The organism is Streptomyces sp. NPDC006733, assembly GCF_040636125.1.
GTDB lineage: Bacteria > Actinomycetota > Actinomycetes > Streptomycetales > Streptomycetaceae > Actinacidiphila.
In genome coordinates, this window is sequence record NZ_JBEYJD010000080.1 from 1 (window position 1) to 23,513 (window position 23,513).

26 protein-coding genes are annotated in these 23,513 nt (G+C 73.9%); 7 read left to right on the plus strand and 19 right to left on the minus strand.

All coding sequences use genetic code 11. The annotated features are described in order from the left end of the window. Both ABZ721_RS38630 and ABZ721_RS38635 read right to left on the minus strand, forming a co-directional pair. Positions 1–296: ATP-binding cassette domain-containing protein (locus ABZ721_RS38630; RefSeq protein ID WP_358793530.1), on the minus strand; the 296-nt coding region annotated here is incomplete at its 3' end. A gap of 67 nt (positions 297–363) precedes the next feature. Continuing rightward, positions 364–1,284, minus strand: a complete 921-nt coding sequence (locus tag ABZ721_RS38635) for an ABC transporter permease (protein ID WP_358793509.1) — start codon at positions 1,282–1,284, stop codon at positions 364–366. Between the two features lie 143 nt (positions 1,285–1,427). On the opposite strand from ABZ721_RS38635, the gene ABZ721_RS38640 reads away from it, so the two are divergent. Then, positions 1,428–2,048: a TetR/AcrR family transcriptional regulator gene (locus ABZ721_RS38640; protein WP_358793510.1), complete on the plus strand. Its 621-nt coding sequence runs from the start codon at positions 1,428–1,430 to the stop codon at positions 2,046–2,048. A gap of 52 nt (positions 2,049–2,100) precedes the next feature. Here ABZ721_RS38640 and ABZ721_RS38645 read toward each other — a convergent pair whose 3' ends face one another. Further along, entirely contained in the window at positions 2,101–2,319 is a 219-nt protein-coding gene (locus tag ABZ721_RS38645; RefSeq protein ID WP_269269432.1) for a hypothetical protein, read from the minus strand. A gap of 115 nt (positions 2,320–2,434) precedes the next feature. Next, positions 2,435–2,833 (minus strand): hypothetical protein, encoded by a 399-nt coding sequence (locus ABZ721_RS38650; RefSeq protein ID WP_358793511.1) that lies wholly within the window; start codon positions 2,831–2,833, stop codon positions 2,435–2,437. Positions 2,834–2,924: 91 nt separating this feature from the next. Between ABZ721_RS38650 and ABZ721_RS38655 the strand changes: the two genes are divergently transcribed. Continuing rightward, positions 2,925–3,137, plus strand: a complete 213-nt coding sequence (locus ABZ721_RS38655; RefSeq protein ID WP_358793512.1) for a hypothetical protein — start codon at positions 2,925–2,927, stop codon at positions 3,135–3,137. Here the strand turns inward: ABZ721_RS38655 and ABZ721_RS38660 are convergent. After that, positions 3,119–3,649: an NUDIX hydrolase gene (locus ABZ721_RS38660; protein WP_358793513.1), complete on the minus strand. Its 531-nt coding sequence runs from the start codon at positions 3,647–3,649 to the stop codon at positions 3,119–3,121. The two genes, ABZ721_RS38655 and ABZ721_RS38660, sit on opposite strands and share 19 nt — an antisense overlap. 52 nt (positions 3,650–3,701) lie before the next feature. After that, on the minus strand, positions 3,702–5,039 hold the full coding sequence (locus tag ABZ721_RS38665) for a transcriptional regulator (protein WP_358793514.1): 1,338 nt from the start codon (positions 5,037–5,039) through the stop codon (positions 3,702–3,704). Between the two features lie 257 nt (positions 5,040–5,296). Between ABZ721_RS38665 and ABZ721_RS38670 the strand changes: the two genes are divergently transcribed. After that, a complete protein-coding gene (locus tag ABZ721_RS38670) occupies positions 5,297–5,605 on the plus strand; it encodes a hypothetical protein (RefSeq protein WP_358793515.1) in 309 nt (102 codons plus the stop codon). Positions 5,606–5,617: 12 nt separating this feature from the next. Here ABZ721_RS38670 and ABZ721_RS38675 read toward each other — a convergent pair whose 3' ends face one another. Beyond that, positions 5,618–6,835 (minus strand): PP2C family protein-serine/threonine phosphatase, encoded by a 1,218-nt coding sequence (locus ABZ721_RS38675; RefSeq protein WP_358793516.1) that lies wholly within the window; start codon positions 6,833–6,835, stop codon positions 5,618–5,620. A gap of 285 nt (positions 6,836–7,120) precedes the next feature. Here ABZ721_RS38675 and ABZ721_RS38680 point away from each other — a divergent pair, with 285 nt between their 5' ends. Then, positions 7,121–7,483: a nuclear transport factor 2 family protein gene (locus tag ABZ721_RS38680; protein WP_358793517.1), complete on the plus strand. Its 363-nt coding sequence runs from the start codon at positions 7,121–7,123 to the stop codon at positions 7,481–7,483. A 102-nt stretch (positions 7,484–7,585) separates the two neighbouring features. Here ABZ721_RS38680 and pheT read toward each other — a convergent pair whose 3' ends face one another. From pheT to infC, 7 genes are all read right to left on the minus strand, one after another. Then, on the minus strand, positions 7,586–10,111 hold the full coding sequence (gene pheT / locus ABZ721_RS38685; protein WP_358793518.1) for a phenylalanine--tRNA ligase subunit beta: 2,526 nt from the start codon (positions 10,109–10,111) through the stop codon (positions 7,586–7,588). Beyond that, on the minus strand, positions 10,111–11,247 hold the full coding sequence (gene pheS / locus ABZ721_RS38690; protein ID WP_358793519.1) for a phenylalanine--tRNA ligase subunit alpha: 1,137 nt from the start codon (positions 11,245–11,247) through the stop codon (positions 10,111–10,113). Before pheS ends, pheT begins: the two co-directional genes overlap by 1 nt. 125 nt (positions 11,248–11,372) lie before the next feature. After that, entirely contained in the window at positions 11,373–12,476 is a 1,104-nt protein-coding gene (locus ABZ721_RS38695; RefSeq protein WP_358793531.1) for an ATP-binding protein, read from the minus strand. Between the two features lie 70 nt (positions 12,477–12,546). Next, positions 12,547–13,410 carry an RNA methyltransferase gene (locus ABZ721_RS38700; protein ID WP_358793520.1) on the minus strand — a complete coding sequence of 288 codons (864 nt, stop codon included), beginning with the start codon at positions 13,408–13,410 and terminating at the stop codon, positions 12,547–12,549. 189 nt (positions 13,411–13,599) lie between these two features. Then, positions 13,600–13,983 carry a 50S ribosomal protein L20 gene (gene rplT, locus ABZ721_RS38705; protein WP_358793521.1) on the minus strand — a complete coding sequence of 128 codons (384 nt, stop codon included), beginning with the start codon at positions 13,981–13,983 and terminating at the stop codon, positions 13,600–13,602. A 111-nt stretch (positions 13,984–14,094) separates the two neighbouring features. Further along, positions 14,095–14,289, minus strand: coding sequence for a 50S ribosomal protein L35 (rpmI, locus tag ABZ721_RS38710; RefSeq protein WP_269269419.1), 195 nt, complete (start codon positions 14,287–14,289; stop codon positions 14,095–14,097). Between the two features lie 109 nt (positions 14,290–14,398). Beyond that, positions 14,399–15,127 (minus strand): translation initiation factor IF-3, encoded by a 729-nt coding sequence (gene infC, locus ABZ721_RS38715; protein ID WP_358793532.1) that lies wholly within the window; start codon positions 15,125–15,127, stop codon positions 14,399–14,401. A gap of 420 nt (positions 15,128–15,547) precedes the next feature. Here infC and ABZ721_RS38720 point away from each other — a divergent pair, with 420 nt between their 5' ends. Next, positions 15,548–15,901, plus strand: coding sequence for a DUF1844 domain-containing protein (locus tag ABZ721_RS38720; protein ID WP_358793522.1), 354 nt, complete (start codon positions 15,548–15,550; stop codon positions 15,899–15,901). A 46-nt stretch (positions 15,902–15,947) separates the two neighbouring features. Here ABZ721_RS38720 and ABZ721_RS38725 read toward each other — a convergent pair whose 3' ends face one another. Beyond that, a complete protein-coding gene (locus tag ABZ721_RS38725) occupies positions 15,948–16,712 on the minus strand; it encodes an MIP family channel protein (RefSeq protein ID WP_358793523.1) in 765 nt (254 codons plus the stop codon). 110 nt (positions 16,713–16,822) lie between these two features. Then, positions 16,823–17,557 carry an SseB family protein gene (locus ABZ721_RS38730; RefSeq protein ID WP_358793524.1) on the minus strand — a complete coding sequence of 245 codons (735 nt, stop codon included), beginning with the start codon at positions 17,555–17,557 and terminating at the stop codon, positions 16,823–16,825. Between the two features lie 129 nt (positions 17,558–17,686). On the opposite strand from ABZ721_RS38730, the gene ABZ721_RS38735 reads away from it, so the two are divergent. Continuing rightward, on the plus strand, positions 17,687–18,631 hold the full coding sequence (locus ABZ721_RS38735; RefSeq protein ID WP_358793525.1) for a serine hydrolase: 945 nt from the start codon (positions 17,687–17,689) through the stop codon (positions 18,629–18,631). Positions 18,632–18,662: 31 nt separating this feature from the next. On the opposite strand, the gene mycP is transcribed toward ABZ721_RS38735, so the two are convergent. Together mycP and ABZ721_RS38745 are read right to left on the minus strand one after the other, a co-directional pair. After that, positions 18,663–19,880 (minus strand): type VII secretion-associated serine protease mycosin, encoded by a 1,218-nt coding sequence (gene mycP, locus ABZ721_RS38740; protein ID WP_358793526.1) that lies wholly within the window; start codon positions 19,878–19,880, stop codon positions 18,663–18,665. Beyond that, on the minus strand, positions 19,877–21,034 hold the full coding sequence (locus tag ABZ721_RS38745) for a hypothetical protein (protein ID WP_358793527.1): 1,158 nt from the start codon (positions 21,032–21,034) through the stop codon (positions 19,877–19,879). The genes mycP and ABZ721_RS38745 overlap by 4 nt, the downstream gene beginning before the upstream one ends. A gap of 387 nt (positions 21,035–21,421) precedes the next feature. Between ABZ721_RS38745 and ABZ721_RS38750 the strand changes: the two genes are divergently transcribed. Further along, positions 21,422–22,624, plus strand: coding sequence for an amino acid deaminase/aldolase (locus ABZ721_RS38750; RefSeq protein WP_358793528.1), 1,203 nt, complete (start codon positions 21,422–21,424; stop codon positions 22,622–22,624). Between the two features lie 36 nt (positions 22,625–22,660). On the opposite strand, the gene ABZ721_RS38755 is transcribed toward ABZ721_RS38750, so the two are convergent. Beyond that, a complete protein-coding gene (locus ABZ721_RS38755; protein WP_358793529.1) occupies positions 22,661–23,353 on the minus strand; it encodes a hypothetical protein in 693 nt (230 codons plus the stop codon). Between the last annotated feature and the right edge of the window lie 160 nt (positions 23,354–23,513).

A 23,513-nucleotide genomic window follows, 5' to 3' on the forward strand; every position in this document is an offset into this window, starting at 1 on the left:
ACGCCCAGCAGCGAGGGCTGGCCGTCGGTGTAGACCCGGCCGCTCTCCGGCGGCAGCAGCCCCGCGATCGCCCGCAGCATCGTCGACTTGCCCGACCCGTTCGACCCGATCAGGCCGATGGCCTCGCCCCGGTACGCGGTGAAGCTCACTCCGCGCACGGCGTGCACCAGTCGCACGTTCGGTGACGACTTGCGGGAGATGATCCGCCCCAGGGCGGCCGTCGCGCTGCCCTTGCTGTTCCCCGCGCCGTGCACCCGGTAGACGATGTGCACGTCGTCCACGATGACCGTCGGGATCCGGCTCTCGGCCGGGGCCGGGGCGGGAGCCGCGTGGCCGGTGGCGCTCTTCTCGATCTCCGCTGTCTCAGCCACGGCCGTACTTCTCCTCAGCCTTCCAGAAATACACGTACCCGCCGATACCCGCCACGAGTGCCCAGCCCACCGCGACCGCCCACACGTGCGGCGGCATCTGCTCGGAGGTCACGCTGTCGATCAGCGCGAAGCGCATCAGGTCGATGTACACCGCGATGGGGTTGATGTCGAGCAGGATCCGCACGAGGTACGGGGCGTCCTTGGTGAAGTTGGCGATGCTGTACATCACGCCGGAGGTGTACATCCAGGTGCGCAGGATGAACGGCATCAGCTGCGCCAGGTCCGTCATCTTGCTGCCCAGCCGCGCCACCACCAACGCCAGACCGGCGTTGAACACCGACTGGATGAACAGCGCCGGAATCGCCAGCAGCCACGACCAGGTCGGCACCTCACCGGTCATCAGCACGATCGAGAACAGCACCAGCATCGACATCAGCAACTGCTGCAACTGCATCAGCGTGAACGCGATCGGCATCGACGCCCGCGGGAAGTGCAGCGCCCGGATCAACCCCAGGTTCCCCGCCACCGCCTTCACCCCCGACATGATCGAGGACTGGGTGAACGTGAAGATGAAGATGCCCGTCACCAGGAACGCGATGAAGTTGTCCACACCGCGGTCCGTGCCCAGCAGCAACCCGAAGATCAGGTAATACACCGCCGCGTTCAGCAACGGCGTCATCACCTGCCACAACTGACCCAACCGCGCATCGGTGTACTGCGCCTGCGTCCGCGCCTTCGCGAACTCGTTGATGAAGTGCCGCCGGCCCCACAACTGCCGGGTGTACTCCACAAGGCCCGGCCGGGCACCGCTGACCGACAGCCCGTACTTCGCCGCCAGGTCAGCGGCGGACAGCCCGCCGTCCGGCCGGTCCAGGTCCTGCGCCGCCGCGGAGGCGTGGGTGTGCAAGGTCATGTGACGCGCTTTCGTTCGAGGCGAGAACGGGGGGTGAACGCGACACGACGGAACGGATCCGTCTCGTCGTGTGACACGACCGTATTGCATCTCTCGAATGGAACGCAACCGTTCCGTCGCCTCGTCGCGCTAGGCTCGGCGGCATGCCTACGGAGCCCCGAACCCCTCGTCGCGCCCCCGCGGGAGCCGCCGTGCTCCGGGAGGACGTGACGGACGCCATCCGCAGCGCCGTCTTCGACGAGCTGGCGGCGGTCGGCTACGGCCGGATGTCGATCGAGGGGATCGCCCGCCGGGCCGGCGTCGGCAAGGCGGCGGTCTACCGGCGCTGGCGCTCCAAGCTGCCGCTGGTCCTCGACACGGTCTCCGCCGTGGCGGTCCAGGGGATGCCCGCGCCGGACACCGGCTCGCTCCTCGGTGACGTCCGGTTACTGCTGGAGGTCACCTCGCGCGCCCTGCGGCATCCGGTCGCGTCGCAGATCATCCCGGACCTGCTCGCCGAGGCGGCGCGCAACCCGGAGATCGCGGCGGCGCTGCAGACGGCGCTGCGCGACACCCAGCGCGGCATCTCCGCCGCCGTGGTGCGCAAGGCGGTCGAGCGCGGGGAGCTGGCGGCGGGGACGGACGCGGACCTGTCGCTCGACCTGATCGCGGGCCCGCTCTACTGGCGGCTGGCCGTGATCCGCTCCGCCCTGCCCGCCGGCTACCTCGACAGCCTCGCGGCGGCCACCGTGACGGCGCTGAAAGCGGCCGGCCCGGCCCGCTGACAGCTCCGCCGACCGGCCGGCGTACGCGGCAGCGCTCGGGTCAGTGCACGGGTCAGTGCTCGGGCGACCGGATCGAGACGATCTCGCCCTTCCAGAGCTGGAACCAGTGCCCCGCCGCGAGCAGCTCCTCGCAGGCGCTGTTGAGTGCCGCGACCCCGTCGCGGGTGTGGTGGCGGTCGGAGAGGTAGACCTCGACCCGGCCGCGCCGTTCGCGGACGACCGCGCCGACATCGGGCTCGAGAGGGGCCAGGAGATAGACGATCCGGATCACGGTGTTTCCCCATCGGTGGCACGCGCTACCGGCGGATCCAGGCACCGGATGCGCGTCACCCGGCAACGTACCGCCGGGTCCGCACCCCCACAACAGCCCAACCGGCCAACAACGGCTACGGCTCCTCGGCCCGCGCCCGCTCCCACGCCTCGACCGTCGCGCGCAGCTGCCGGCGCTCCGCCGGCGGCATCGCCTCGGCGTACGTGACGATGACGCGCATGTCGTCGTCGTAGCCCTGCACCTCGTCCGAGACCCAGCCGAGGAACTGCTCGGCGGCGGCCCGCTGCACGAACGCGGCCGGCCGGCGCAGGGCGGCGGCGATCGCGCGCAGCTGGACGGGCCCCGGCGCGGTGGCGACCTGGCCGCGGGCGAGCTTGTGCAGATACGGCTTGGAGACGGTGGCCCCGGTCACCGGGTCGATGGCGCGGTCGGCCAGGTCCTGGTACGAGTCCCCCGCCGTCTGGGCCTCCAGGACCAACCGGGACAGCTGATCGCGGCGCTCACTGCCCACCATGCCCACCGTCCCAATTCGTAGACGAAACGTCTCTCACGTGCTTCACTATTTTTGCATGAGACCGGACCATCCCCATAGAGCACTCTCCCCCGTGATCCTCAGCCTCCCTCTCAGCACCCTCACCATGATCGTCGGTGGACGCCGCGCGCTGCTGCCCGCGGTCGTCGTCGCCGTCCTCTCCCTCCTGCTGCTGATCGGCGCCGCCGCACCCGCCGTGTGGTCCCGCAGGCCCGCACGGCGGGCCGCCGCACTGCACGTCCTGAACAGCCTGCTCGGCCGCGAGCATCAGCCAAGACGCAGGTGATGCAGCATCAGTAGCGCGGCTGCCATGTTCGACGCGGGGACCTCTCCCCGCGCGACCATGTCGGGCACGGTCTTGAGCGGCACCCACTCCCGCCGGTCCGACTCGAAGTCGTCCTCCGGGTGGCCGATGTACTCCGCCTCATCCGACCAGTACACGAAGTGGCGTGCGTCGGTCAGCCCGTTCGAGGGCTCGACCGTCAGCAGGTGGCGCAGCCGACCCGGGCGCCACCCGGTCTCCTCCAGCATCTCCCGGGCCGCCGCGGTCTCGATGTCCTCGCCGTCCTCGACGACTCCGGCCGCCAGCTCCCATCCCCAGCTGTCGGTGATGAAGCGGTGCCGCCACAGCAGCAGCACCTCGTTCGCCTCGTTGACGGCGGTGGCCAGCGCGACGGGACGCAGCCGGATCAGGTAGTGGTCGAGATGCCGCCCGTCGGGCAGTTCGACATCGGCGAGATTGACGCGCATCCAGCGGTTTTTGTACACAGTTCGCTCACTAAGGTTCTTCCATTGCACGATTCCGTCACCTTCCTTTCGGATGGTGACAACATCGCAGCTCGTCTCAGCGTCACAGTGGAACGCGGAGCAGCTCGTCGATGAGCCCCGCGGCCTGGACCGCCAGCACGCTGTCGTACTCGGCCAGGTGGCGGCGGACCGCCGCGAACCGGTCGCGCAGACGCTGCGACTCCATACCCCGCCCCTGCTCCACCATCCGGACCGCCAAGGTCGCGGCGTGGTCGGCCTCGCCCCGGCGCAGCTCCACATGGGTCAGCACGGCCAGCCGGTGCACCCGGCCGCGCGCGTGCGAGGGGGAGCTCACCGCGTGGACCGCGTGCTCCAGGGCGGGCCGCAGCTCACCGAGGCTCATGTAGGTCTCGGCCAGCTGCACGTCCACCAGGCCCGGTTGCACGTAGGCGGTCTCCGCGGGCTCCTCCTCGACCCGGATGCGCTGCTCGGCGGTCTCCGCGAGTCCGGCGCAGCGGTGGGCGCTGGACCGGTCGCCGAGCCGCCCGTACGCCTTGGCCTGCATCGCGTACAGGTCGGCGGCCAGCGCCGGGGTGACGTTGTGGCCCGCCGTGCGCAGCGCCGCCTCGGCGAACGCCACGGCCTGCCGGTAGTCGCGCAGATGGAGCGACTGGTAGACGAGCATCCCGACCACGCAGGCGCCCAGGCCGCGGTCCCCGGACGCCTTGGCCAGCCGCAGCGACTGGTGGAAGTAGCGCTGCGCGAGCCCGTGCGCGTCCGTGTCGTAGGCGCAGATCCCGGCGATCCCGACGAGCGCCCCGACCGCGCGGTGCAGCTGCCGGCCCAGCGGGTCGGAGTAGCGGCCACGCAGCAGCGGCGCGGCCTGGACGTTGAGGAAGCCGACGACGCGGTCGCGGGTCGCCACCCCGCCCGCGCCCCGGTACAGCTCCTCGTAGTGCGCGCGGGCGGCGAGCAGCATGGCCACGTCGGCGCCGGTCACCCGCTGCACCCCGGTCCGGGAGACGTCCATGTCCTCCGGCGGGTTCTCCCACTCCCACAGCGGCATGACCGCCTTGGGCCCGGTCAGTACGGGCGCGGTGCGCACGTGGGAGCGCTGCTGCTCGTCGGCGCGCCACAGTGCCGTGGCCCGCTCCACGAATCCGGTCAGCGGGGAGCCGGCGGTCTGGGCCACCGCTCCGCGGTCCATCCCGATGTCGGCCAGGGTCAGCGGGCGCTGCACCAGGCCGCCGAGGACCTCGCGGATCAGGTCGGGCACCTCGCCGCGCGGGCGCTGGCCCTTGATCCAGCGGGTCACCGCCGTGCGGTCGTAGCGGAGCGGCACCCCCCGGGCCCGGCCCAGGGCGTTGATCCGGGCGGCCAGCCCCGCGTGCGAGGCTCCCGCCTCGTCGAGAACGGCGTCGAACAACGTGTTGGGTTCCATCCGGCCCCCTGGTTTCGCCCACTTGCGCGCAGCGTAGTCCCACCCCGTTCACACGGGGTGTGAGCGGAGCACCCGCATATGCCGGTCGCACACCCTCCCCCGGGGATGGGCCGAGGGATTGACTGTGACCCAGGCCGCCGACTCCCCCTCGTGCATTGGCGGCGGCCCCACCCCGCACCACTCGTCCTGCGTTGCCAGGCACACCGCGGCAGGGCGGGTGGTGCGGTCCGCGACACCACCCCCCTGGAGGCCCGACCGTGACCGGTACATGCTTCCGCTGCGCGGCGAGCGGCGCCGGGACGACACGGGTCGGCACGCTGAGCCCGCGCGACGGCGGCGACTTCGCCGTCTGGTCCTGCGACGCCTGCCTGCCCGCCGCTCCGGACCCCGACCACTGCTTCTTCGTCCCCGCGGCGTCCCGGCCCCCGGGGTCACCCACGCTGCGGCTGACGGAGTCCGCTCCGTTCACCGTGCTGGACCCGGACCTGTGCGCGGCGCCGGTGACGGCGGTCGCGCCGCCGCCCGCCGCGCGCCGGAGCCCGCACCTGGCGGGCCTGTCCTGGTAGGACGCCCCGGCGTCAGGACAGCCGCGGGCCCGACAGGGCGGCGCGACGGGGCAGCGCCGGGAGGCGGGCCGCCTCGCGGAGCAGGACGAGCAGCGCCATGTCGTCCGCCGGCCTGCCGCCGGAATGCCGCAGGGCCGCGGAGCTCAGCGCGCGGGCGAGGGGGGCGGCGGCCAGCGCGCCGCCGGTCCGGGCGGCGGCGGCCGCGGACGCGACGGCCTCCGGGAGCGGGAAGAACGTCCCGGACGCGTTGCGGGCGTCCTGCACTCCGTCGGTGTAGAGCACCAGGGCGTGGCCGGGCGGCAGAACCCCGAGCTGCGCCGGCGCCGCCCGGTCGGCGTCGTCCAGCAGGCCCAGCGGCGGCAGCGGCTCCCCCAGCGCGAGCGGCCGCGGCCGCTCGCCGTCCGCGTGCGGTCCGGCCGTGAAGGGCTGCGGATGACCGCAGTTGACGCTCTCCAGCGTGCCGTCGTCGGCCAGCTGCACCAGCAGCAGGGTGGCGAACTCCTCGGCGACGGGGTCGCGCGCCTCGGCGTCCGCCGCGGCCGGGTGCTCGGCACACGCGCGCTGCCGCAGGTGGCGGTGGAAGGAACGGTCCAGCCGGGCCAGCACCCCGGTCAGCTCCGGTTCGTCGTGCGCGGCCTCGCGGAAGCTGCCGAGCAGGGCGGCGACCGAGTCGATCGCGGTCAGGCCGTGGCCGCGGACGTCGCCGAGCACCGCGCGCACCCCGTACGGCGTCGCCAGCACCTCGTACAGGTCGCCGCCGACCCGCGCGCCCTCGCTGGCCGACAGATAGCCGCCCGCCACCGCGTAGCCGTTCACCCGCGCCGGCAGCGGCCGCAGCAGCACCCGCTGGGTGGCCGCGGCGATCTCCCGGGTGCGTTCCAGCTCCGCGGCCATCCCGAGTCGGCGGCCGGCCATCCGGAAGCACAGGGCCACCACCGCGAGGACCGCCACCGCCGTGCCCAGGCTCCCCCGCACCTCGCGGCCGTCCTGCCCCACCACCCCGGACACCAGCGCCGCGAGCGCGGCGCCGCCGCCGGCCAGCACGCACTGCTGCCGGCCGCTGCACAGGCAGGCGATGGCGGGCGCGACCGCCAGCGCGGGCAGCAGGTTGACCCCGGCGGGCGTCACCGACGCGGCCGCCAGCACCAGCGCGCACCAGATCCCGGGCAGCACGTACAGCAGGAGGTCGGCGAGGCCGGCCGCCCCGGAAACTGCTCTGATACGGATCATCCGCCGGCTCCCCCTCGCAGCCGTTGGCGCGGTCGGCGACGGTGCGTCCCCACCGGGAACGGGCCCCGCGTCGGGACCGATTCTGTCGACGCACACCGCAACCACGACGCTTCGCCCGGTGGAATCACCCGATCGAGCGAAGAAACCTTGGGGTGGCCTCAGGCGTTGACGCATAACTCATGCTTCTGCCTCGCAGACGATCCATCTCTTCGACTTCTGGACCACGCCGCCGCACCATGGGAAGGAGGAACGATCCAGCGCACCATCCGAGGAGGGCGAACCCGCATGACCAGCACCCGAGAAGCCGCCGCACACCCCGAGGACCTGGCCCGGCTGTTCGTGGAACGGGCGAACGCGGGCGACGCCGAGGGGGTCGCCGCGCTCTACGAGCCCGACGCCGTGCTGGGGTTCCCGCTCGGCAGCGAGACGGTCGGCCGGGAGGCGATCCGCGGCGTCATCGAGCAGCTCATCGAGCACGCGCCGCGCTTCACCCTGGAGGAGCCGCTGCCCACGCTGATCAACGGCGATCTGGCGCTGACCGCGACCCGGTCCGCCGACGGCACCGGCGGCCGCGCCCAGGTCGCCCGCCGCCAGCCGGACGGCAGTTGGCTGCGCATCCTGGACCGGCCGGAATCCCGTGAGCGGTAGCCGCAGGTCCGCGCCCGGCACCGGGCCCGGAGCGACGGATGGGGCGCACCCGGAGATCCGGGTGCGCCCCATCGGCGTTCGGTCACACGTGACGGTCCGCGCTCACGCGCCGCGCAGCACCGCGCCGGTGGCCGCGGTGGCCGCGGCGACGGCCGCGTCACGGGCGGCGGTCGTCTCCTCGGCCGTCAGCGTGCGGTCGGCGGCCCGGAAGCGCAGCGCGTAGGCGAGGGACTTGCGGCCCTCGCCGACCTGCTCGCCGGTGTAGATGTCGAACAGCCGCAGCGACTCCAGCAGCGCGCCGGCGCCGGAGCGCAGTGCGGCCTCCACCTCGGCGGCCGGCACGGACGCGTCGATGATCAGGGCGACGTCCTGGGTGGCCACCGGGAAGGTGGAGACCCGGGGTGCCGGGACCGGCCCGGCACAGGCGCGCTCCACCCGGTCCAGGTCCAGCTCCATCGCGGAGGTCCGGTCCGGCAGGTGCATGGCCTTCAGGACCCGCGGGTGCAGTTCACCGGCGTGGCCGACGAGGAGTTCCTCGCCCTCCACGACGGCGAGCAGCGCCGCGCAGCGGCCCGGGTGGAACGGGGCGTGCTGGTCCTGGCGGACGATCAGCTCGACCCCGGCCTCGCGGGCGACGGTGCGGGCCGCCTCGACGGCGTCCGCCCAGCTCGCCGCGTACCCCTTGCCCCACACGCCGACCTGCTCGCGCGCGCCGGACAGCGCGACGGCGACCCGGCGCGGCTGCTCGGGCAGTGCGGCGTTCAGGGCCGCGATCTCCTCGTCGGTGGGCCGGCGGTCGACCGGCAGCCGCGGCGGCGCCGGCTCGGTGCCGGTGGGCCGGAAGACCAGGCCGGTCTCGAACAGGGCCAGGTCGTGCGCGCCCCGTCCGATGTTGCGGCGCAGCGTGCCCAGCAGCCCCGGCAGCAGCGTCGTGCGCATCGCCGGCTCCTCGTCGGAGAGCGGGTTGACGAGCTGCACGGTGCGGCGGCGCGGGTCGTCCGCCTCCAGGCCGAGCTGGTCGAAGGCCGCGTCGCCGAGGAACGGCGTGTTCTGCACCTCGACGTACCCGGCGCCGGCCAGCGCGCGGCCGACGCGGCGGCGCAGCTGCTGCGACGCGGTCAGTCCGCGGCCCGAGGGCAGCTTGGGCAGCGTGGACGGCAGGTTCTCGTACCCCTCAAGCCGGATGACCTCTTCCGCGAGGTCGTTCGGGTCGGTGAGGTCCGGGCGCCAGCTCGGCACGGTGACGACGAGCTCGTCGGAGCCGTAGACGTCGCAGCCCACCTCCTGCAGGCGGCGCACCACGGTCTCGCGGCCGTACTCCGTGCCCGCGACGCGGTCCGGGTGGTCGGCCGGGATGGAGATCGACCGCGGGGCGGACGGGGAGATGATCTCCGTGACGCCCGGCTCCGCGGTGCCGCCCGCGAGCAGCACCAGCAGGTCGACGGTGCGCTGCGCGGCCGCGGACGTGGTGTGCGGGTCGGTGCCGCGCTCGAAGCGCTTGGACGCCTCGGAGGAGAGCTTGTGCCGGCGGGCGGTGCGGGCGATGGCGACCGGCGCGAAGTGCGCGGCCTCGATGACGACGTCGGTGGTGCCGCGCACCTCGCCCGTCGTCGCGTCCTGGACGGCGTCCGCGATCTCGGTGTCGGCGCCGCCCATGACGCCGGCCAGGCCGATCACACCGCTGTTGTCGGTGATCACCAGGTCCTCGGCGTCGAGCACCCGCTTGGCGCCGTCGAGCGTGGTGAGCTTCTCGCCGGGCTGCGCGCGGCGCACGCCGATCGGCCCGTCCACCCGGGACCGGTCGTAGGCGTGCAGCGGCTGGCCGAGCTCCAGCATCACGTAGTTGGTGACGTCCACGGCCAGGCTGATCGGGCGCATGCCGGCCTTCTGCAGCCGGCGCTGCAGCCAGATCGGCGAGCGGGCCTCGGGGTCCAGGCCGGTCACGGTGCGCGCGGTGAAGCGGTCGCAGCCGATGGGGTCGGCGACCTTGACGGGGTAGCCGTGCGCGTTGGGCGGCGGCACGTCGAGCAGCGCGGGGTCGCTCAGCGAGATCCCGTACGCGATGGCGGTCTCGCGGGCGACACCGCGCATCGACAGGCAGTAGCCCCGGTCCGGGGTGACGGCGATGTCGAGCACCTCGTCGACGAGCTCCAGCAGCGCGATCGCGTCGGTGCCGGCCTCGTGCTCCGGCGGCAGCACGATGATGCCGTCGTGGTCGTCGCCCATGCCCAGCTCGGCGGCCGAGCAGATCATGCCGTGCGAGGTGTGGCCGTAGGTCTTGCGCGCGGCGATCTTGAAGTCGCCGGGCAGCGTCGCACCGGGCAGGACGACGACGACCTTGTCGCCGACGGCGAAGTTCCGGGCGCCGCAGACGATCTCCTGGGGCTCGCCGGTGCCGTTGGCGGAGCCGACGTCGACCGTGCAGAAGCGGATCGGCTTCTTGAAGCCCTCCAGCTCCTCGATGGTGAGGACCTTGCCGACCACCAGCGGGCCGGTCAGGCCGGCGCCGAGCTGCTCGACGGTCTCGACCTCGAGGCCGGAGGAAATGAGCTTGGCCTGGACGTCACGGCCGGTTTCGCCGGCGGGCAGGTCGACGTACTCCCGCAGCCAAGAAAGCGGGATCCGCATCAGATCTCCATCCCGAACGGAAGGGTGAAACGCACGTCACCCTCGATGATGTCTCGCATGTCCTCGATGTTGTGACGGAACATCAGCAACCGCTCGATGCCGAAACCGAAGGCGAAACCGCTGTACTTGGCGGGGTCGACACCGCACGCGGTGAGCACCCGCGGGTTGACCATGCCGCAGCCGCCGAGCTCGATCCAGCCCTCGGAGGAGCAGGTCCGGCAGGGGCGGTCCGGGTTGACGGCCGACTCGCCGCGGCACGCGAAGCACTGCATGTCCATCTCGGCGGACGGCTCGGTGAACGGGAAGTAGGCGGGCCGCAGCCGGGTGGTGAGGTCGCCGCCGAACAGCGCCCGGACCATGTGGTCCAGCGTGCCCTTGAGGTCCGCCATGGTCAGGCCCTCGTCGACGGCGAGCAGCTCGACCTGCGCGAAGACCGGGGTGTGCGTGGCGTCCAGCTCGTCGGTCCGGTAGACCCGGCCGGGGCAGATCACGTAGACCGGCGGCTCGCGGTCGATCATCGACCGGATCTGCACCGGGGAGGTGTGCGTGCGCAGCACGACGCCGGACTCCGCGGACTCGCCGTCGGAGCCGCCGGACAGCGGCTTGACGAAGAAGGTGTCCTGCATCTCGCGGGCCGGGTGGTCCGGCGGGAAGTTCAGGGCGTCGAAGTTGAACCACTCGGCCTCGATCTCGGGGCCCTCGGCGACCTCGTAGCCCATGGCCACGAAGACGTCCTCGATGCGCTCCGAGAGCGTGGTGAGCGGGTGCCGGGCACCGGCCGGGACGCGGTCGTAGGGCAGTGTGACGTCCACGGCCTCCTCGACGAGCACCCGGGCGTCGCGCTCGGCCTCCAGCTCGGCCTGGCGGCCGGCCAGCGCCTTGTTCACCGCGCCGCGCGCCTGGCCGACGCGCTTGCCGGCCTCGGCCTTCGCCTGCGGCGGCAGCGCGCCGATCTCGCGGTTGGCGAGCGCGAGCGGCGAGCGGTCGCCGGTGTGCGCCACCTTGACCTCGCGCAGCTCGTCGAGGCCGGCGGCGGCGGTGATGGCGGCGAGCGCCTCGTCCCGCATGCGCTCGATCTCTTCGGGTTTCAGTGCCTCGACCTCGACAGGGTCGTACGACTTGTTCGGTGCCGACATCTCTTCCCGTTCCGAATTGGGTGCTGTGAGCGGCCTGCCCGACCGGACACAAGCCAAGGGTCCGAGTCTACTGGGGCCGCGCTGATGGGCCGGTCACGCCCGCCGGACCGGCTGGAACACGGCTCTCAGGCCATGAACGCCGGCGCCCCGACGGGCAGGATAAATCGGAACTGGGCGCCGCCGCCGGGCGCCCGGCCGACCGCGATCGTCCCGCCGTGCGCCTCGACGATGCCCTTGACGATGTAGAGGCCCAGGCCGGTGCCGCCGCGCTTGCTCCCCCGCCAGAAGCGGGTGAAGACGCGGCTCATCGACTCCTCGGGGATGCCGGGGCCCTCGTCGCTCACCGTCAGTGCCGTACCTTCCGCGCGGTCCTTGTCGGGGGTGCCCAGGAACGAGGGCGCCACCTCGATGGTGACCTGTCCGTCGCCGTGCCGCACCGCGTTTTCCAGCAGGTTGCCGAGGATCTGGTCGATCTTGTCGGGATCCGCCCACAGGGCGGGCAGCGGCTGCGTGACGTCGATCCGGAAGCGCTCCCTGGCCTGCCCGGCGGCCACGTGCGCGTCCACGTGCCGCAGCACCATCGCGGCGATGTCGATCGGCTGCCGGCGCACTTCCAGGCGCCCGGAGTCGATCCGGGAGATGTCGAGCAGCTCGGCGATGAGCCGGGTGACGCGGTTGGCGTCCTGGTCGACGGTCTCCAGCATCAGTTTCTTCTGGTCGTCGGTGAACCGCTCCCACTTCGCCAGCAGGGTCGCGGTGAAGCCCTTGACCGAGGTCAGCGGCGAGCGCAGCTCGTGCGCGACGGTGGCGATCAGCTCGGCGTGGCTGCGCTCGGTGCGGCGGCGCGCCTCCGTGCCGCGCAGGGCCACGACGAGCCGGCGGACCGGCCCGGTCGGGTGGGTGCGCACGTAGCGCGCGGAGACCAGCACCTCGCGCCCGCCGGGCAGCAGCAGGTTCCGCTCCGGCTGGCCGCGCCGGGTCGCGAGCCCCCGGTACGGGTCGGTCAGCGACCACCAGCGGCGGCCTTCGAGGTCCTCCAGCGGCAGCGCCCGCTCGATGGGCAGGCCCAGCACGTCCGCCGGCCGCAGCGCGGTGATGCGGGCGGCGGCGGAGTTGAAACAGATGACCCGGCCGTCCTCGTCCGCGACGACGAGGCCGTCGGGCAGGTCGTCGGGCGTCAGTCCGTACTCGCCCAGGCCGGTCTCCCAGCCCGCGAGCGCGGCAGGCATGGCGCTCCCGGTAGCCGCGACATCCATCTCCGCACCCCCCTTCTCAGGGCTCCCCCGGGCCGCAACCCTACTAGCTGGAGGTGACGGAGCGGCACCCTCCGGGCGCACGCTGCGCCCGGGCGGAGGCGTAGAGGCACACCGCGGCGGCCGTGGCGAGGTTCAGGCTCTCGGCCTTGCCGTGGATCGGGACGCGCACCACCTCGTCGGCGAGCGCGCGGGTCTCCTCCGGCAGCCCCCAGGCCTCGTTGCCGAAGATCCACCCGGTGGGGCCGCCCATGGTGCCCTCGTCCAGCTCCGCGTCCAGGTCGCGCACCCCGGCGCCGTCGGCGGCGACCAGCCGCACGCCGGCCGCGCGCAGGCCCGCGACGGCCTTCTCCACGGGCACCCCGACGGCGACCGGCAGGTGGAACAGGCTGCCGACCGAGGCGCGCACGCACTTGGGGTTGTACAGGTCGACGGAGGCGTCGGTGAGGATCACCGCGTCGGCGCCGGCCGCGTCCGCGCAGCGCAGCACCGTCCCGGCGTTGCCGGGGTCGCGGACGTGCGCGAGGACCGCGACGAGCTTCGGGGCGGACCGCAGGATCTCTTCGAAGGGCGAGTCCAGGAAGCGGCAGATGCCGACGATGCCCTGCGGGGTGACGGTGTCGGAGATCTCGGCGACGACCTCGTCGGTGGCGGTGAGCACCGGGGCCCCGATCGCGCGGGCGGCGGCGACGATGTCGGCGTGCCGCTCGGCGGCCTCGGGGGTCGCGTACAGCTCCACGAGCGTGCGCCCGGCGGTACCGCCGGGGTGGCCGATGGCCTCCCTGACCGCCTGCGGGCCCTCCGCGATGAACCGTCGCTCCTTGCCGCGGAAGCTGCGCTTGGCCAGCCGGTGGGCCGCGGTGACGCGCGGGGATCGCAAGGAGGTCAGCTCGGGCTCGGGGCTCGCCATGGGAGTGCTCGCTTCTGGGTGGATCCGGGAGATGGCGTGGGGAGCGTCCCTCACACCGGCCGGACGAGGAGGTGAGGGCACGACCCGGGGCGCCGGGACAGCACACGGACCCGCAGGCTCAGCCTGCGGGTCCGGGGACTGCGGGGGGATCACTCGGGGCAACCCCGGCAGTACCCCGTCGCGTCGTTCTCAGGCGGCCTTGGGCGCGTTGACGTCCGTCGGCAGCGCCTTCTTGGCAACCTCGACCAGCGCGGCGAAGGCGTTGGCGTCGTTGACGGCCAGCTCGGCGAGGATCTTGCGGTCCACCTCGATGTTGGCGGCCTTCAGACCCTGGATGAGGCGGTTGTACGTCATGTCGTTCTGACGGGCAGCGGCGTTGATGCGCTGGATCCACAGCTGACGGAAGTCGCCCTTGCGCTTCTTGCGGTCGTTGAAGTTGTAGACCAGGGAGTGGGTGACCTGCTCCTTGGCCTTGCGGTACAGGCGCGACCGCTGGCCGCGGTAACCCTTGGCCGCCTCGAGGACTGCCCTGCGCTTCTTGTGGGCGTTTACCGCCCGCTTGACGCGTGCCACTTGATGACTCCTTGTAGGGGACCGCGGGGGGACTCACGCGGCCCGAAAGCGATGGGATCCCGGTTGGACGTCGCGCCCCTCGGTGTCCTCACGGACGAGGGGGCGCGGCCGTCACAGACCGAGAAGCTTCTTGATCTTCTTGGTGTCGGCCTTGGCCAGCACGACCGTGCCGGCGAGGCGGCGCGTCTTGCTCGAGGGCTTGTGCTCGAGCAGGTGACGACGGCCGGCGCGCTCACGCATGATCTTGCCGCTGCCGGTGACCTTGAAGCGCTTGCTCGCACCGCTGTGCGTCTTGTTCTTCGGCATGTCGCCGTAGTCTCCTCGTCGCTGGCCCTCCCGTCCGCCACAGGTGCGGACGGAGAGCGTCAGTACTGTTCTTACATCCCGGAACGGTGCCCCGGGGCCCTGACCGGTCTCAGTTGCCCTCGACCGGCTTGTCGGCCGGCTTCTCAGCCGCTTCGACGACCGGCGCCTCGGCGGACTCGTCGGAACCCTCGGAGTTCTCGACGCTGCCGTCGAGCTCCTCCTGCTCCTCGGAGTCGTCGTCCGAGCCGTAACCCTGACGCTCGGCCTTGCGGACGGCCGCTGCCTCGCGGGCTTCGGCCATCGCTTCGGTCTTCTTCTTGTGAGGACCGAGAACCATGATCATGTTTCGGCCGTCCTGCTTCGGGTTCGACTCGATGAAGCCGAGTTCCTCCACGTCGGACGCCAGTCGCTGCAGCAGTCGGAAGCCCAGCTCGGGGCGGGACTGCTCGCGACCACGGAACATGATCGTGATCTTGACCTTGTCGCCCTGCTTCAGGAAGCGGACGACGTGGCCCTTCTTGGTGTCGTAGTCGTGCGGGTCGATCTTCGGCCGGAGTTTCATCTCCTTGATGACCGTGTGCGCCTGGTTCTTGCGCGCCTCACGGGCCTTCATGGCCGATTCGTACTTGAACTTCCCGTAGTCCATGAGCTTGCACACGGGCGGACGTGCGGTCGCTGCGACCTCGACCAGGTCGAGGTCGTATTCCTGCGCAAGCTCCAGGGCCTTGGCAAGCGGCACGATGCCGACCTGCTCGCCACTGGGACCGACGAGTCGCACCTCGGGGACGCGAATGCGGTCGTTGATGCGAGGCTCGACGATGCGGGGCTCGGCGCTGATGGGGCCTCCTCGGTTGCACCACGCGGCCGCCTGGCGGACAGCCGCGTAACGTCTGTGTCGTCCGACCCCTGTACGCGGAACGCAAAAAACGCCCCATACAGGTCACAGGCAGAGCTCCGCGAAACCGGGAGCACCGCCACGGAAGCCCGCGGGGCGCATCGGGCAGCACGCTCGGCATCCGGAAACCATCCGCCGAAGCACACTGCCTGACCGGACCCGCCAACCTCTCGGTCGGTCGGGTGGGAGATCGGAGCCTCCACTTGTGGGCCGGGCACAGGTGTGTCCGACCGGTCGATTTGCAAGCATACCAGTGACCTGGGGAAGCCCGTAATCGGCGGGACCGCGCCCGTCCGCACCGCGCCCGCCCCCGCCCGCACCCGTTTGCGCAGGCCGCCCGCACCGTCGCCTATCGTGAGGCCCATGAGTGACGAGAACGAGAGCCCCGACTTCGACGCGATGACGCGCGACATCGCGGACGTCCCCGCGGTCGAGGTCATCACGACGGTGGCCGTCCACCTGATGAGCGCCGCGGCCGTCAACCTGGGCCTCGCCGAGGAGGGCCCGGAGCACAAGGACCTGGACGAGGCCCGGAAGCTGATCACCGCGCTGGCCGGCCTGGTCGCCGCGGGCGCCCCCGAGATCAGCACCTACCACGCCGCCCCGCTCAAGGACGGCCTGAAGTCGCTGCAGCTGGCCTTCCGCGAGGCCTCCCTGGTGCCGGACGAGCCCGGTCACGGCCCCGGCGAGAAGTTCACCGGACCCGTCTACGGCTGAGGCGGGGAACCGGGCCTGCGGGCCGGGGCGGCCGGACGCGAGCGCGTCAGGTCGTCTCCGGCCGTTCCGCCCGGCGGCCCCCGGCCGGCTCGTCGTCCTGCCGGTCGACCGGCAGGCCGCCGTGGCGGGCCCGCAGCGGCGGGTGGGTCACGTGGTGTGCCAGCGCCGCCAGCGCGCCGCCGATCAGCGGCGCCACGATGAACAGCCAGAGCTGCGACAGCGCCGCCCCGCCCGCGAACAGGGCCGGGCCGAGGCTGCGCGCCGGATTCACCGACGTGCCGGTCAGCGGGATGCCGACCAGGTGGATCGCGGCCAGCGCCAGGCCGATGGGCAGGCCGTCGAAGCCGAGCACCGCGACCTTGCTCGTCACGGCGAGCACCACGAAGACCAGCAGGAACGTCAGCACCACCTCGACGACGAACGCGCCCCCGATGTTGATGCCGACCGCCGACCGGCTGCCGTAGCCGTTGGTGCCGAAGGCGCCGCTCGTCTTCAGCCCCGGCACCTGCTTGGCCACCAGGAAGAGCAGCGCCGCGCCCGCGATGCCGCCCAGCAGCTGGGCGACCCAGTACTCGACGGCCGTCCTGACGTTGATGCGGCCGGCGACCAGCATGCCGAGGGTGACGGCCGGATTGACGTGGCAGCCGGAGATCGGGCCGAACGTGTAGGCCAGCGCCAGCAGCGTGAAGCCGAAGGCGAGGGCGATGCCGAGGGTGCCGATGTACTCGCCGGCCAGCACCGCGGACCCGACGGCGAAGAAGACGAGCAGCAGCGTGCCCAGGAACTCGCAGGTCACTGTTGGCTTGTCCATGGGGCCTCCCGCTATCCGTTATCACCCATATGCGCGCTTTTGCCCGCTATCGCATTGTCTGCCGTTCGGGTGCATCGCACACCTCGGGGTGCGGCGGGGGCCGGGCGCGCTCAGCGGGCGAACAGCGGCGTGCCCGACACCTCGGCGTCCGCGCCCAGCAGCGCGAGGTCCAGCCCGCGCACCAGCCGGGAGCGCAGCACCTCGTCGGCGGCGAGCGCGGTCGCGAGCCGCCGGGCCACCTCGGCGACGGCCGCGCCCCGGGCGAGGACCAGGCCGAGGGTGCCGTCCGAGTCGCCCGCCGGGGACACGTAGGCGCGCAGCACGCCGGACTCCGCGGCGACGGCCGCGCGCAGCGCGCCCAGCACCTCCGGGTCGGCGAGCGGGTCCGCCTGCGCGCGGCCCTCGGCGACGGCGCGCAGCGCCGGGCCGGTGAGGGCGTACGGGGCGGGCCCGGCCAGGTCGATCAGCAGGGTGTCGGCCTTCTCGTGCGCGAGGGCCTGCAGCGCCTGGTGCAGCGGGACGGCGACCGGGCGGGCGTCGGCGCGCCAGCGGGCCAGGGACGCGACGGAGGTGAAGGCGGGCAGTGCCCGGCGGCCGTCGGCGGCCTGGATGGTGGGCACCGCCATGTCGCTGGTCTTCTCGCGGCGCAGGCCGTCGGGTCCGGTCTCGACCTCCCCCAGGACCGCCACCACGGGCACCAGCAGGCGGGCGCCGGGCAGCGCGGCGAGCACGCCGGGCTCGGCCCGGCCGTCCGCGGCGTAGGCGGTGAGGGCTGCGGCCAGCGCCGCGTCGGCGGAACCGTCGTCGTCGGCGAAGCCCGGGTCGGGGATATTCTTGAGTGACACGCTGGGCAGCGTATCGGGCCCCGGCCGGCACCCGGCGACGGCCGTCCCCCCGCCGACCCGACCGTTTTCTCAACGTTTGTTCATTCGCGTCTCAGCGTGCGCGCAGATTCGATCCCCATGCTCGAAGGAATGCGAGCTCAGAATCGGCACCGGACCCGTCGTACCGGCCGCACCGTCGTCATCGCGACCGCCGCGGCCGTCGTCCTGGCGGGCGGCGGCGCCATAGCGGGCGTCCACGCGCTGGCGCGGACTCCGGCCGGGGCGGTGGTGCGCCCGGCCGCCCCCGCGGCATCCTCGACGGGTGCGGCGCAGCCGGCCGCGGAGGGGGTGGAGAGCGTGGAACCCGAGGCATCCGCGGCGGACCGGGACCAGGAGCTGAGCGACGCGCTCGGCACCGTGGCCGGGGCGGCCGGCGCCGACTTCTCCGTCGCCGTGCTGGACACCGCGTCCGGCGCGCAGGCGGTGTACGGGGACGGGACGTACGACACGGCGAGCATCGTCAAGGTCGACATCCTCGCGGCGCTGCTGCTGCGGGCGCAGGACGCCGGGCGGGAGCTGACCGCCCAGGAGAAGGCGTACGCCGCCGTCATGATCGAGCAGAGCGACAACGACGCCGCCACGGTCCTGTGGCACGCCGTGGACGGCGCGCAGGGCCTGGCCGAGGCCAACGAGCGCCTCGGTCTGACCGGGACCGTGGGCGGTGACGGCGACCTGTGGGGGCTGACCAGGACCACCGCCGCGGACCAGCTGCGCCTGCTGCGCGCGGTGTTCGGAGACGACTCCCCGCTGGACGCCGCCTCGCGGACGTACCTGCGGGAGCTGATGGGGCGGATATCCGCCGGCCAGGACTGGGGCGTGACGGCCGCCGCGGCGTCGGCGTCCGACAGCGCGCTGAAGAACGGCTGGCTGCGGCGCAGCACGACGGGGCTGTGGGACATCAACAGCATCGGGCAGGTCACCGCGGACGGGACCACCTACCTCGTCGCGGTCCTCTCCGGCGGGCACCTCACGCAGGCCGCTGGGATCGCCCTGGCCGAGGACGTCGCGCGGGCGGCGGTCGGAGCGTTCCGGTAGGGCGCCTCCGTACGGTGCCGGGGTCCGGCGCTCAGGTGGGGATGCCGTGGCTCCCGCGGCGCCGGGGCCGGCCGAGGGCCGGGCGGAACCAGAGCAGCGCCGCCGCGCCGACCAGGACGCCGCCCAGCACCGCGCAGGTGATCGCCACCCCGTCGCCGAGGCCGCCGCCGTCCGCGGGCGGTGCGAGCGTGACCGTCGGGCCGGAGCCGAAGTACCGGCGGGCGGACGGCGCCGGGGTCGGCGCCTCGGCCCGGGGCTCCAGCCGCGCCGCCGCCTTGAGCGCCGCGGCCGGGTCCACCAGGCCGGTGCCGACCGCGTCGTTGCGGCCGCCGGCCGGCCGCTCGCGGGTGGTGCTCTCCAGGAGCTGCTTGATCTGCGCGGGGCTCAGCTTCGGGTACGCCGAGCGGATCAGGGCCACCGCGCCGGAGACGTACGCGGACGCGGGGCTGGTCCCCCAGCCCTCGTAGTACTTGCGGTTGGGGTCGGCCAGGATCACGTTGACGCCGGGCGCCGAGACGGACGCGTACCAGCGCCGGGTGGAGAACGAGGCGTGCGCGCCGACCCGGTCCACGGCCCCGACGGCGATCACCCCGGGGTAGGCGGCCGGGTACGAGGCCCGGTCCGCCTGCTCGCCGCCGTTGCCCGCCGACGCCACGACGACCACGCCCTTGCCCAGCGCGTACTGGATCGCGTTGTCGTACTCCGCCGTCGGCGCGGCGGTCGCGCTGTCGTCGCCGAGCGACAGGTTGATCACCCCGGCCCCGTGGTCGGCGGCCCAGCGGATCCCCTCCGGCACGGCCTTGCCCTTGCTCGCGCGGGCCTCGTCGCGCCGGGGGTCCTTCTCCTCCAGGATCACCCGCACCGGCAGGATCCTGGAGCGGGGCGCGATGCCGAGGACGCCCTGCGTGTACCCCGGGCCGTGCCCGTGGCCGGCGATGATCGCGGCCATGCCGGTGCCGTGCTTGGCCCAGGTGCTGTCGCCGGGTCCGGCGCCGAAGCCGATGAGGTCGTTGCCCGGCAGCACCTGACCGGCGAGGTCGGGGTGGGTGGCGTCGACGCCGGTGTCCAGCACGGCGACGGTGACGCCCGCGCCCTGGCTGGTGCGCCAGGCCTCGTGGGCGTGCATCGCGTCCAGCGTCCACTCCGCGTCGCGGATCGAGTCGGCGCGGGCGGACGTGGCCGGCAGCACGGCGAGGAGCGCGGCCAGCGCGACGGCGGCGGTGCGCCCGAGGGCGGCGGACCTCCTCATGACGCCCCCCGGGAGGACGTGTCGGCCGTGACGCTCCTGCGCAGCCGGCTGTCGAGGTCCGCGGCGAGGACGAGGGCGTCGGTGCCGAGGCCGGCCTGGGCCGGGGCGGAGGTGGCGCCGGGCGCGGTGGCCGCGGCGGCGGGCTGGGGTTCGGCGACCGGGCGGCCGTCCGCGAAGCCGCTCACCGCGTAGACCACGACGGGGAGGGTGGCGGAGACGTTCACCGTCCAGCTGGCCCGCTGCGCGTCGCCGAACGAGGCCGCAGCGGTGCCGGGGAAGGCGACCGGACGGGGCATCAGGTCGGTGCGGGAGCCGAGGCGTTCGCTGCTCCAGCGGTGGTTCAGCGCGGTCATCCCGGCGGGGTCGCCGCCGGTGACGAGCAGGCCGACGGTGGTGACGCGGCTGGAGGTGGCGTCGACGTAGGTGGCGCGCACCACCTGGACGCAGCCCACCGGGGCCAGCACCTTCGTCAGCAGCGGGTCGAAGGCGCCCGCGCAGCCGGCGGCCGGGGCGACCCCGACGCGGGTGTAGGTGCGGTCGGCGCCGCCGGGCCCCGCGCCCGGCCGGCGCACGACGGGCGGCAGGAGCGTGTCGACCGGGACGCTGTGCCACAATTCGCCCGCGCGGGCGTAGGCGCTCTGCGTGCTCCCGACGGCGGCGGGGTCGTGGTTGATCAGCGCGCCGGTGGCGGCTCCGGTGAACAGGCCGAGGCCCAGGACGAGGCAGAGCGCCGACGCGGTCCGGGTCGCGGCCGTGCGGGGCGGTCGCGCGGGCGGCGCGGGAACCCCGAACGGCCCGGTCGCGGGGGCCGGTTGCGGCGTCGGGCCGTCCCAGGTGTGCCGCTGCGGCGGCGGTGGCACGGTGGGGTGCGGGGGTTCGGGGTGCGGGGGTTCGGGGTGCGGGGGTTCGGGGTGCCGCGACAGGAACGGTGACGGGGCCGCGGCCGGCGGGGGCGGGGTGGCGGGCGGCGGCGGGACCGTCGGCGGTGCGGGCGGCGGGTGCTGCGGGCGCTCCTGCGGGCGGCGGGGGGCGATCTGCTCGCGGGCGGCCGGGCGGTGCACGGGCCGGGGCGGGGTCGTCGGGTAGAGCGGGGGGAACGCGGGCGGCTGCGGAGGGGACGGCTGCCCCGGTCCGTTCTCGACCCCCGTGCTCACCGGCGCCCCCTCGTGATGTCCGTACGTCGCCCGGACCGTCTCTGCCGGGCTGCCGCCGGGAGGTGGCCCGCCCAGGACGCCGGGTTCCGCCCGCGCCACGGGCTCCGCCCCCGCGTCGGAAACGGTCAGGGCGCCACTCTACGGGCTCCGGCCCTGCGGTGGATCGGGGGCGGCGCAGGTCGCGGGGGTAGCGCGGGACGCGCGTCGCGGCCGGGCCGCGCAGAACCGGCGGTACCGGGATGTTCCGCCCGGAGCGGCCCCGGCCGCTTCCCCGCCGCCTGTGCGGCCGCTCCCCCGGCGCGCCGCCGGCCCGCCCGTACCGCCCGGAACCTGTGGGTGTCCCGGGACCCCTACCGCTCGGTAGTCGCCGTCTGGCAAGCTGCGCGCATGTCTGATCCCGCAGCCGACCGCGTCCGGTACGACCGGGCCACCGCCCACCTCGACGCCCCGGTCGCCATCGTCGACCTGGAGGCGTTCGACGCCAACGCCGCCGACCTGACCCGCCGGGCCGGCGGGAAGCCGATCAGGGTGGCGTCCAAGTCGGTGCGGTGCCGGGCGCTGCTGGAACGGGTGCTGGCCCGCGACGGGTTCGCGGGCATCATGTCGTTCACCCTGGACGAGTCGCTGTGGCTGGCGCGGGCGGGCTTCGAGGACGTGCTGCTGGCGTACCCGTCCGCCGACCGCGACGGTTTCGCGGCGCTGGCCGGGGATCCGAAGCTGGCCGCCGCCGTGACGGTGATGGTCGACGACCCCGCCCAGCTGGACCTGATCGACGCGGCCCGGCGCGGCGGCTCGGAGCGGGTCAGGGTCTGCCTGGAGCTGGACACCTCGCTGCGGATGCTCGGCGGCCGGGTGCGGATCGGCGCGCTGCGCTCCCCGCTGCGCGAGCCCGCGCAACTGGCCGAGCTGGCCCGTGCCATCGCCCGCCGGCCCGGCTTCTCGCTGGTCGGGATCATGGCGTACGAGGGCCATGTGGCCGGCGTCGGCGACGCGCTGGCCGGCCGGCCGGTGCGCTCGCGGGTGATCCGGCTGATGCAGTCGGCCGCGCGCAGGGAACTGGCGGCCCGGCGGGCCGAGGTGGTGCGGGCGGTGCGCGCGGTCGCCCCCGACCTGGAGTTCGTCAACGGCGGCGGGACCGGCAGCGTGCAGCACACGGCGGCGGAGGACGCGGTCACCGAGATCGCGGCCGGGTCCGGGCTGTTCGTGCCGCGGCTCTTCGACAACTACACGTCGTTCCGGGGGCGTCCGGCGGCGCTGTTCGCGCAGCCGGTGGTGCGCCGTCCCGGCGTGGGCGTCGTGACCGTGCTGGGCGGCGGCTATCCGGCGTCGGGCGCCGCGGGCGCCGACCGGCTGCCCGTGCCGTACCTGCCGCAGGGGCTGCGCTACGACCCGCAGGAGGGCCCCGGCGAGGTGCAGACGCCGCTGATCGGCTCGCCCGCGGACGATCTGCTGATCGGCGACAAGGTGTGGTTCCGGCACGCCAAGGCCGGTGAGCTGTGCGAGCGCTTCGCGGAACTGCACCTGGTGGAGGGCGACCGGGTCACTTCGGCGGTGCCGACCTACCGCGGCGAGGGCAAGACGTTCCTCTGAACGTCCGCCCCCGCCGCCGGCGGCGGGCGGCCCCGGTCAGACGCCGGTGCCGCCCGTGCCGCCGGAGCCGCTCGCGGCCTTGATGCCCTGGGTGATCCGGTCCATGTCGGCGAGGCCGGGCGCCTGGGCGTTGATGTCGAAGCCGTAGCGGACCAGGACGAGCTGCTTGGGGTCGGACGGTGACGGGAAGACGAGCGACTGGACGTAGCCGTCGTCGCCGACCTTCGTCACGACCTGCCAGCGCACCAGGTACCCCTGCTGCCCGGCGACGGTGACCGGCTGCGACAGCAGCTCCTTGTGGGAGGTGAGACCGCCCGCGTAGGACTGCTCCGCGTTGGTCGCGATGTCCTCCTTGGCGGCCGCCTCGGGCGTCGTGCCCTTGAGCTTGGCCGCCGCGGCGGGCACCGAGAACACCCCGCCGCGCACGCAGTTCTGCGTCGGGTCGGCGACGCACGGGTAGCCGCCGATGGTCAGCCCCGCGCCGCTGGCGCCCGTCTTGCCCTGCCACCCCGGCAGGATCGGCAGGCTGATCCTGTCCAGGGCGTCCACGACGGCGCCACTGGTCTTCGGCGCGTCCTCGGGGCCCTGCGACGGGTCGCCGGGCGTGCCGCTGGGCTTGTCGCCCGGGGTGCGCGGCGCGCTCGCGGACGGGGCCGCCTGCTCCGCGCCCTTGTCCCCGCCGCTGTCCTTGAGCATGACGACGCCGCCGACCACACCGCCGATCAGCACCAGGACCGCGACGACGCCGATCGCGATGACCCCGCCGCGGCGGGGGGGGCGGGGCCGCCCCCCCCCCCCCGGGGGGGGGGGGGGGGGGGGGGGGGGGGGGGGGGGGGCCGGGTCCGCCGGGGCCAGGGCGGGGCGGGGGGTCAGGCTGCACGCGCGGGCC